The 8,481-nt window shown below is 71.9% G+C and carries 11 protein-coding genes; 3 read left to right on the top strand and 8 right to left on the bottom strand.

The window, feature by feature from the left end; translation table 11 throughout:
• From ABFC67_RS01175 to bioD, 3 genes are all read right to left on the bottom strand, one after another.
• Positions 1–729 (bottom strand): class I SAM-dependent methyltransferase (locus tag ABFC67_RS01175; RefSeq protein ID WP_346736203.1); only part of this gene is annotated, 729 nt, incomplete at its 3' end.
• A gap of 28 nt (positions 730–757) precedes the next feature.
• Complete coding sequence (locus tag ABFC67_RS01170) at positions 758–1,102, bottom strand: hypothetical protein (RefSeq protein ID WP_346736202.1); 345 nt, start codon at positions 1,100–1,102, stop codon at positions 758–760.
• A 59-nt stretch (positions 1,103–1,161) separates the two neighbouring features.
• Positions 1,162–1,872: a dethiobiotin synthase gene (gene bioD, locus ABFC67_RS01165; RefSeq protein WP_346736201.1), complete on the bottom strand. Its 711-nt coding sequence runs from the start codon at positions 1,870–1,872 to the stop codon at positions 1,162–1,164.
• Positions 1,873–2,071: 199 nt separating this feature from the next.
• Here bioD and ABFC67_RS01160 point away from each other — a divergent pair, with 199 nt between their 5' ends.
• The gene (locus tag ABFC67_RS01160) at positions 2,072–2,560 is read left to right on the top strand and encodes a GAF domain-containing protein (protein WP_346736200.1); all 489 of its coding nucleotides are present in this window, start codon (positions 2,072–2,074) and stop codon (positions 2,558–2,560) included.
• Between the two features lie 25 nt (positions 2,561–2,585).
• Positions 2,586–2,978, top strand: coding sequence for a TfoX/Sxy family protein (locus ABFC67_RS01155; RefSeq protein WP_346736199.1), 393 nt, complete (start codon positions 2,586–2,588; stop codon positions 2,976–2,978).
• A 70-nt stretch (positions 2,979–3,048) separates the two neighbouring features.
• Here the strand turns inward: ABFC67_RS01155 and ABFC67_RS01150 are convergent, their stop codons facing one another.
• The 5 genes from ABFC67_RS01150 to trxA form a co-directional block, all read right to left on the bottom strand.
• A complete protein-coding gene (locus ABFC67_RS01150) occupies positions 3,049–3,627 on the bottom strand; it encodes a TIGR00730 family Rossman fold protein (RefSeq protein WP_346736198.1) in 579 nt (192 codons plus the stop codon).
• 69 nt (positions 3,628–3,696) lie between these two features.
• Positions 3,697–4,254, bottom strand: a complete 558-nt coding sequence (locus tag ABFC67_RS01145) for a hypothetical protein (RefSeq protein WP_346736197.1) — start codon at positions 4,252–4,254, stop codon at positions 3,697–3,699.
• A gap of 87 nt (positions 4,255–4,341) precedes the next feature.
• Positions 4,342–5,013, bottom strand: a complete 672-nt coding sequence (locus tag ABFC67_RS01140) for a response regulator (protein ID WP_346736196.1) — start codon at positions 5,011–5,013, stop codon at positions 4,342–4,344.
• Between the two features lie 117 nt (positions 5,014–5,130).
• Complete coding sequence (gene rho / locus ABFC67_RS01135) at positions 5,131–6,660, bottom strand: transcription termination factor Rho (protein ID WP_346736195.1); 1,530 nt, start codon at positions 6,658–6,660, stop codon at positions 5,131–5,133.
• A gap of 138 nt (positions 6,661–6,798) precedes the next feature.
• Positions 6,799–7,125: a thioredoxin gene (gene trxA / locus ABFC67_RS01130; protein WP_346736194.1), complete on the bottom strand. Its 327-nt coding sequence runs from the start codon at positions 7,123–7,125 to the stop codon at positions 6,799–6,801.
• Positions 7,126–7,335: 210 nt separating this feature from the next.
• Here trxA and ABFC67_RS01125 point away from each other — a divergent pair.
• A partial coding sequence (locus ABFC67_RS01125; protein ID WP_346736193.1) for a DEAD/DEAH box helicase occupies positions 7,336–8,481 on the top strand: 1,146 nt, incomplete at its 3' end.

Raw genomic sequence — 8,481 nt, 5'->3', positions numbered from 1 at the left:
GCGGCGCCGGGCCAGGCGGGCCAGCGCGCGCGCGATCGGGCGTCGACGCAGCAGGCGCAGCAGCAGCGGGCTGACCGGCGCGTCGGCCAGCACGTGCACCATGCGGCCGTCGCTGGCGAGATGGCGGTCCAGCCGCCGCGCCAGCGCCGCCAGGCTGGCCGGCGTGAAGAAGCCGATGTGCTGGCCGCACTCGGGCGCGAAGTAGTACCACTCGCCGGGCCGGTTGCGCTTCGCCGGCAGCAGTTCGGTGGAGAACACCACCACCGGCGCGCGCGCGGTGAGCCGCTCGAACACCGCCAGCGGATCGACCAGGTGCTCGATCACCTCGAAGCAGGTGATCAGGTCGAAGCGCGCGTCCGCGTCGGCCTCGAAGCCGCGTGCGAACAGGTTGTCGCAATGCGCGTCCTGCCAGCGGAAGTCGTGGCCGCGGTCGCGCATCAGGCGCACCAGCAGGCCGCTGCCGCCGCCGTAGTCGAGGCAGCGGCGGGCGTGGCGGAAGCGCGTGCCGAGCAGCGCGCCCAGCACGTCGGCGAGGTACAGGTTGCGCACCACGATGCCGGTGTCGAGCGCCGCGATCGCGCTGCTGGCGTAGGCTTCCTCCAGCCAGTGCGGCGCGTCGACGTAGACGTGGCCGCACGCGGTGCAGCGGCGATAGCGGGCCTGGTGCCGGCCCAGCACCCGGTGTTCGGCGAACGGCTCGCTGGGTGCGGCGCAGATGGGGCAGGTCATGCGCGGGTCCGTGCGGGGCGATGCGTGTTCAGGCGCCGCGCACGTCGCGCAGCGTCCAGTGCTGGCCGATCAGCAGCGCCAGGCGGTGCTTCAGCACGGCGTGCGGCAGGCCGGTGACGACTTCGACGTCGGTGTGCAGGTCGGCCTGCGTCGCGCGCACCGCGGCGGCGGGATCGCACGCGCCGAGGCTGTCGTCGATCGCGTCCGGGTCGGGCTGCGCGGCCTTCCAGCGCAGGAACAGCGAGGGCTCGCGCAGCGCCCGCTGCAGCGCATCGGCGAACGCCTCGGGGCTCTTGCCGGCGAACGCGAACGCGGGGTCGCTGCCGCGCGCATGGGCAATGTCGTCGATGCCGAGGTAGTAGCGCTGCTTCACGCGGATCGGACTCCGGCCGGCGGCGGATTGCGCCGCCGCCGAATCTAGCACGCGCGGCGTCAGCGGCTGCGTGCGCCGCGCGCGCGCAGCGCCGCGACGGCGCGCGCCAGCGCCGGCGCCTGTGTGGCGGGATCGCCGTCCGGCGCGTAGTCCAGCACGCCGAGACAGGGCGCCGGCAGCAGGCGGCACAGCGTGTCGAGGTTGTCGTCGAGGCGCGCCATCGTCGGGTCGATCGCGTTGCCGATCCAGCCGAGCAGCGCGCAGCCGTCGGCGAGGATCGCGCGCGCGCTCAACTGCGCGTGGTTGAGGCAGCCGAGGCGCAGGCCGACCACCAGGATCACCGGCAGGCCAAGCCCGGTCGGCAGCGCCGAGGCCGGCAGCGTGTCCGACAGCGGCGCCAGCCAGCCGCCGACGCCCTCGACCACCACCGCGTCGCGGCCGGCGCCGAGCGATGCGTAGGCGGCACGCAGCGGCGCCAGCGTGATTTCGACGCCGGCCGCGCGCGCGGCGAGGTGCGGCGACACCGGCTCGGCCAACGCGACCGGGTTGAGCGCCGCGTAATCCGGCTGCGGCGGCGCGCTGGCCGCCTGCAGCGCCAGCGCGTCGGCGTTGCGCAGGCCCTGCGGCGTGGCCTCGCTGCCGCTCGCCACCGGCTTCATGCCGACCGCGTCCAGGCCGGCGTCGCGCAGCGCGTGCAGCAGCGCGCAGCTCGCCCAGGTCTTGCCGATGCCGGTGTCGGTGCCGGCGACGAACACGCCGAGTGCGCTCATGCGCGGAAGCCTGCCGCGAACGCCGGTGCGGCCGTCGCGCCGCGTATCGCGTCGATCCAGGCCAGGCCGCGGATGCGCCGGGCGGGTGCGTCGTGCGGGGCGTCGTCGTGCATGCGGGTTCGGTTCACCGCGCGCAGTATGCCAGCACGCGCGCCGGCGGGCTTACAATCGCACTCCCCTCTTTGCCGCAGGTGCGCCGATGTTCACCGCCGCCCCGATCCTCGCCGGGAGCAAGCCCGAGCTGTATGCCGAGCTGGCGCAGCAGGCGCGCGGCCTGCTGCACGACGAGCGCGACCTGATCGCCAACGCCGCCAACTTCGCCGCGCTGGTGTTTCACGCGCTGCCCGACCTCAACTGGTGCGGCTTCTACCTCTACGACGGCACCGAGCTGGTGGTCGGACCGTTCCAGGGACGCCCGGCGTGCGTGCGCATCGCGCTGGGCAAGGGCGTGTGCGGCACCGCCGCGGCGACGCGCACGACGCAACTGGTGCGCGACGTCAACGCCTTCCCCGGCCACATCGCCTGCGACGCGGCCTCGCGCTCGGAGATCGTGGTGCCGCTGGTCAGGGCGGACGGCAGCCTGCTCGGCGTATGGGACGTGGACAGCCCCACGCCGGCGCGCTTCGACGCCGACGACCGCGCGGGCATGGAGGCGCTGTGCGCGGCCTTCATGGCATCGCTGGCCTGAACCGTCCGGGCGGCGGGGCGGCGCGATGAGCGACGCGGCGAAAATCCGCAACATCGGGCCGAAGTCGGCCGCCTGGCTGCGCCAGGTCGGCGTGCACACGCAGGCGGACCTCGAACGGCTCGGCGCGGTCGAGGCCTACATGCGCGTCAAGCGCGCGGGCTTCCGCGCCAGCCTCAACCTGCTGTACGCGCTGGAAGGCGCGCTGGCCGGCTGCCACTGGGCGGAGCTGCCCGCGGCGCGGCGCGGCGAGCTGCTGCTCGCGGTGGACGCCGCCGAGGCGCTGCTGCCGGCGCGCACGCGCTGGCGGCCGGCGGCATCGGTCGGACGCCCGCATGGCGGCGAGGAGACGGCGGCGCCCGCCGACGGCGGCGACGAGCCAGCCGCCGATGCCGACGACGGTGTCGCTGCCGATGAGTGACGCGTCGCGCCGCACCTGGCCGTAGGGTGGGCTTCAGCCCACCGCTGTACGGCGGCCGCCTCCCGTAGCGCTACCGCACCACCGCGAACTCGCGCGCGTTGTCGTGCCAGCGCGGCGTGGCCTGGATCGCCGGCAGCACGTCCTCGACGTGCTCGACCATCTGCCACATGCCGGCGTGCTCGGGATTCATGAAGCGCTCGTCGATCGCCGTGCGCAGGAACGCGTCCAGCGGCGCGTAGAAGCCGCGCGTGTTGAGCAGCACGATCGGGTTGAAGTACAGGCCGAGGCGCTTCAACGTGATCGCCTCGAACAGCTCCTCCAGCGTGCCGCAGCCGCCGGGCAGCGCGATCACCGCATCGGAACCGGCCAGCAGCTTGTGCTTGCGCTCGCGCATGTCCTCGACCAATTCGAGGCGGGTCAGGCCGGGATGGCCCCATTCGAGGTCGGCCATGAAGCGCGGCAGGATGCCGATCACTTCGCCGCCGCGCGCCAGCGCGCCGTCGGCGACCGCGCCCATCGAGCCCGCCGAGCCGCCGCCGTAGACCACCGTGCAGCCGGCCTCGGCGAGCAGCTCGCCGAGCCGGTAGGCGCTGGCGCGGTACTCGGCGTGCGCGTGCTGGCTGGAGGCGCAGTAGACGCAGATGCGCATCGGGGCTTCCTCGCGAAAGCGTTCAGTGTAGGGCGCGCGTCGCGGCGGCTCCAGCGCCGCCGCCGCGCCTCAGTGCAGGCCGCCCGGCGCGTCCAGCAGCAGCGCGCGCGGGAAGTCGCGCGCGGCGCCGGCCGGGTCGGCGCGGCCGAGCGCGTGCGCGGCGAGCGCGTCGGGACCGCGCCATTCGCCCGACCAGCGGCGCAGCTCGATCAGCGCGCGCACCAGCCGCGCGAACGCCTCGGCGAGGTGGCGATACAGCGCGGCCAGCGCGCTGCGCGGCTGCTCGGCCTCGGCCGCGTAGGCGGCGCTGCCCAGGTCGAGGAAATAGGACAGGCTGACGCGCCGGCGCTCGGCCTGCTCGGGGTACAGGCCGGCGATCAGCAGGCAGCGGTCGCCGGTGTCGCGCAGCGCCTGTTCGCGCAGCGCGCCGTGGCGGGCGAGCGCGTCGAGGTAGTCCAGCGCCAGCGCGCGCGCGTTCAGCTCGGCGTCGCCGAGATGCCGCATCAGCACGAACACGAGGTAGCTTTCCAGCTCCTCGTCCAGGCGCGCATCGGCACGCGCTTGCGCCTCGTGCACGAGGCCCTGCCAGAGGGCGGTCGCGGTGCGACCGTGCAGGATGTTCGTCATGGCTGCGCTCCGGGCCTGCGCTCGGCCTGTTGCCAGTTATATCGGCAGCCGCAGGCGAAGCAAGAGGGGCCGGCGCCTTTTGTGAATTCAGGCGGCGCGCTCTTCCAGCAGGCAGTAGCCGAGTCCGCGCACGGTGCGGATGCTGGCGGCGTCGCCCAGCTTGGCGCGCAGCCGCGACATGTGCACCTCGATCGCGTTGGCGGTGATGTCCTCGTCCCAACTGGTGATCGCCTGCATCAGGCGCTCCTTGCTGACCACGCGCCCGGCGTGCAGGGCCAGGCATTCCAGCACCGACCACTCGCGCTGGGTCAGCTCCAGCGCGGTGCCGGCGACGCACGCGCGGCGGCCGCCGAGGTCGAGCTGCAGCCGGCCGATGGCGAGCTGCGCGGTCGTCGCCGCGGCGACACGGCGGATCAGCGCGCGGCAGCGCGCGGCCAGCTCGGGCAGGGCGAACGGCTTGACCAGGTAGTCGTCGGCGCCGAGGTCGAGCGCGTTGACACGGTCGGTCAGCGCGTCGCGCGCGGTGACCACCAGCAGCGGCAGCGTCGCGCCGCCGCGGCGCACGCGCCGCAGCAGGGCGAAGCCGTCGTCGCCCGGCAGGCCGAGGTCGACGATGGCGAGGTCGAAGTGCTCGTTCGCCAGCGCCGCGTAGGCGCGTTCGGCCGACTCCACGCGGTCCACCGCGTAGCCTTCGGTGGACAACCCCCGCCGCATCGCGTCGGCCACCGCGGCGTCGTCTTCGACGACCAGGATGCGCATGCCTGCTTCACCGTCCGGGACTGCGCGCAGGCTAGGCGGGCAGGGTTTCGCCCGGCTTTCGCGGCGGCGGGCACGAAAAAGCCGGCTTGCGCCGGCTTTTCGCGGAAGCGCGCGTGCTCAGCCGCGCTTCATCGAGTTGAAGAACTCCTCGTTGGTCTTGGTGTTCTTCATCTTGTCGAGCATGAACTCCATCGCCGCGAGCTCGTCCATCGGATGCAGCAGCTTGCGCAGGATCCACACCTTCTGCAGCATGTCGGGCTCGATCAGCAGCTCCTCGCGGCGCGTGCCGGAGCGGTTGATGTTGATCGCCGGGTACACGCGCTTCTCGCCGATGCGGCGGTCCAGGTGCACCTCCATGTTGCCGGTGCCCTTGAACTCCTCGTAGATCACCTCGTCCATCTTCGAGCCGGTGTCGATCAGCGCGGTGGCGAGGATGGTCAGCGAACCGCCCTCCTCGACGTTGCGCGCGGCGCCGAAGAAGCGCTTCGGGCGCTGCAGCGCGTTGGCGTCGACGCCGCCGGTCAGCACCTTGCCGGAGGACGGCACCACGGTGTTGTAGGCGCGCGCCAGGCGGGTGATCGAATCCAGCAGGATGATCACGTCGCGCTTGTGCTCGACCAGGCGCTTGGCGCGCTCGATCACCATCTCGGCGACCTGCACGTGGCGCACCGCCGGCTCGTCGAAGGTGGAGCTGACCACCTCGGCGCGCACCGAGCGCTGCATTTCGGTCACTTCCTCCGGACGCTCGTCGATCAGCAGGATGATCAGGTGCGCGTCGGGGTGGTTGTGCACGATCGCCTGGGCGACGTTCTGCAGCATCATCGTCTTGCCGGCCTTGGGCGGCGAGACGATCAGGCCGCGCTGGCCCTTGCCGACCGGCGCGATCATGTCGAGGATGCGGCCGGTGATGTCCTCGCTGGAGCCGTTGCCGCGCTCGAGGTGGAACGCCTTGCGCGGGAACAGCGGCGTCAGGTTCTCGAACAGGATCTTGTTCTTCGACGCCTCCGGCGGCTCGCCGTTGATGTCGTCGACCTTGAGCATCGCGAAATAGCGCTCGCCGTCCTTCGGCGGGCGCACGCGGCCGGTGATGTAGTCGCCGGTGCGCAGGTTGAAGCGGCGGATCTGCGACGGCGACACGTAGATGTCGTCGGGGCCGGCCAGGTAGGACTCGTCGGCCGAGCGCAGGAAGCCGAAGCCGTCCTGCAGGATCTCCAGCACGCCCTCGCCCCAGATGCCGCCGCCGGTGCGGGCGTGCGCCTTGAGGATGTTGAAGATGACGTCCTGCTTGCGCGCGCGCGCGACGCCTTCCTGGATGCCCAGCGATTCGGCGAGGTCGAGCAACTGCAGCGCGTTCTTGCGCTTGAGCTCGGTCAGGTTGATCAGGCGGTTCGGATCGCCGCCGTCGCCCTCGTCCTCGCCGTTGCCGTTCTGCATCTGCGGCTGCTGCGGGCGCGGGCCGCGGTCGTGGCGGCCGCGGCGGCGGTTGCGGCCTTCGCGCTCGCGGCGCGGCTGCTGCGACGGCTCGCCGCCTTCGCGCGGGGCGTCGCCGCCCTCGGCGTGCTCGCCGGCATCGGGTTTGCGGGCCTCGATCGGCGCGTCGGCCGGACGCGACGCTTCGGCGTTGTCTTTGCTTTCGATATCGGACACGGACGGACCTCGCGGGCGCCGTTGAAGGGTGGGAACGGAGGGGATGCTTTCGAGGCGGGCGGGCGCGGACTGCGCTCCGGCGGATGGGTCAGCCTAGCATCGCGCGCCGCGCGGCGTCCAGCGCGGCGCGCGGCGTGTTCAGACGACGCGGTCCAGCATCTGGGCGATCTGGCCCTTGGGCACGGCGCCGAGCTGCTGCGCCTCGACCTTGCCGCTCTTGAACACCATCAGCGTCGGGATCGAGCGGATGCTGTAGGCGATCGCCGTCTTCTGGTTCTGGTCGACGTCCACCTTCACCACCTTCAGGCGGCCCTGGTAGTCCTTGGCGATGTCCTCGAGCACCGGCGCGATCGCCTTGCAGGGGCCGCACCAGGTGGCCCAGAAGTCGACCAGGACCGGGGTGTCCGACTGCAGCACCTGGCTGTCGAAGTCGCTGTCGCTGATGTGGGTGATCATCTCGCTCACCGGGGATCTCCGTTATGCGGGGAAAGGCGGCGCAAAGGCCGCGATAGAGCCGGCACGCTCGGCATCGGCTAAACTGGTGCGCCCGCACGAGGCGGGCGAGACTGGAAACCGGGAGGCTGCCGTTGCGGCGCCCACCCATTCCAGCGCAACTCAGGGCGCGATTCAAGGGCGCCACCAGCGGCCTTGTCCCGCCTTACCGTCATCCTTCCCATGTCCCAGACCGTACTCACCGATACCTTCTTCGAGCAATTCGACCTTCATCCGCTGCTGCAGCAAGGCCTTGCCGACTGCGGCTTCACCCGCTGCACGCCGATCCAGGCGCTGACCCTGCCGGTCGCGCTGACCGGGCGCGACGTCGCCGGCCAGGCGCAGACCGGCACCGGCAAGACCTGCGCCTTCCTGGTCGCGCTGATGAACCGCCTGCTGACGCTGCCGGCGACGCCGGAGCGCCGCGACAGCGATCCGCGCGCGCTGGTGATCGCGCCGACCCGCGAGCTGGCGATCCAGATCGAAAAGGACGCGCGCGCGATCGGCCGCCACACCGGCCTGCGCTTCGCCCTGATCTATGGGGGCGTCGACTACGACAAGCAACGCCAGCTGCTGAAAGACGGCTGCGACGTGATCATCGCCACCCCCGGCCGCCTGCTCGATTACTACAAGCAGCACGTGTTCGGCCTGAACGGCGTCGAGGTGATGGTGATCGACGAGGCCGACCGCATGTTCGACCTCGGCTTCATCAAGGACGTGCGCTTCATCTTCCGCCGCCTGCCGGCGCGCGAGCAGCGCCAGGTGCTGCTGTTCTCGGCGACGCTGAGCTACCGCGTGCTGGAGCTCGCCTACGAGCACATGCACAACCCGGAAAAGCTGGTGGTGGAGACCGAGCACGTCACCGCCGACCGCGTGCGCCAGGTGGTGTACTTCCCGGCCAAGGAAGAGAAGATCCCGCTGCTGCTGAACCTGCTCGAACGCAGCGATCCGCACCGCAGCATCGTGTTCGTCAACACCAAGGCCGCCGCCGAGCGCGTTTCCGAGCGCCTGCAGCGGCAGGGCTTCCGCGTCGGCGCGCTGTCCGGCGACGTGCCGCAGAAGAAGCGGCAGAAGCTGCTGGAGCGCTTCCAGGGCGGCCAGATCGACATGATCGTGGCCACCGACGTGGCCGCGCGCGGCCTGCACATCCCCGACGTCAGCCACGTCTTCAACTACGACCTGCCGCAGGACCCGGAAGACTACGTGCACCGCATCGGCCGCACCGCGCGGCTCGGCGCGGAGGGCGATGCGATCAGCTTCGCCTGCGACCTCTACGCGATGGGCCTGCCCGACATCGAGAACTACATCGGCCAGAAGATCCCGGTCGAG

The sequence above is a fragment of the Mizugakiibacter sp. genome (genome assembly GCF_039680435.1).
Classification (GTDB): Bacteria; Pseudomonadota; Gammaproteobacteria; order Xanthomonadales; family Rhodanobacteraceae; genus Mizugakiibacter.
The sequence above is the reverse complement of the archived record's forward strand: the minus strand, read 5'-3'. Positions and strand labels throughout refer to the sequence as shown.

What these genes read in the sequence shown, in the direction of transcription:
- bioD (WP_346736201.1), bottom strand. Translation starts at nt 1,872, where the DNA reads ATGAGCGCACTCGGCGTGTTCGTCGCCGGCACCGACACCGGCATCGGC.
- ABFC67_RS01160 (WP_346736200.1), top strand. Translation starts at nt 2,072, where the DNA reads ATGTTCACCGCCGCCCCGATCCTCGCCGGGAGCAAGCCCGAGCTGTAT.
- ABFC67_RS01155 (WP_346736199.1), top strand. Translation starts at nt 2,586, where the DNA reads ATGAGCGACGCGGCGAAAATCCGCAACATCGGGCCGAAGTCGGCCGCC.
- ABFC67_RS01150 (WP_346736198.1), bottom strand. Translation starts at nt 3,627, where the DNA reads ATGCGCATCTGCGTCTACTGCGCCTCCAGCCAGCACGCGCACGCCGAG.
- ABFC67_RS01145 (WP_346736197.1), bottom strand. Translation starts at nt 4,254, where the DNA reads ATGACGAACATCCTGCACGGTCGCACCGCGACCGCCCTCTGGCAGGGC.
- ABFC67_RS01140 (WP_346736196.1), bottom strand. Translation starts at nt 5,013, where the DNA reads ATGCGCATCCTGGTCGTCGAAGACGACGCCGCGGTGGCCGACGCGATG.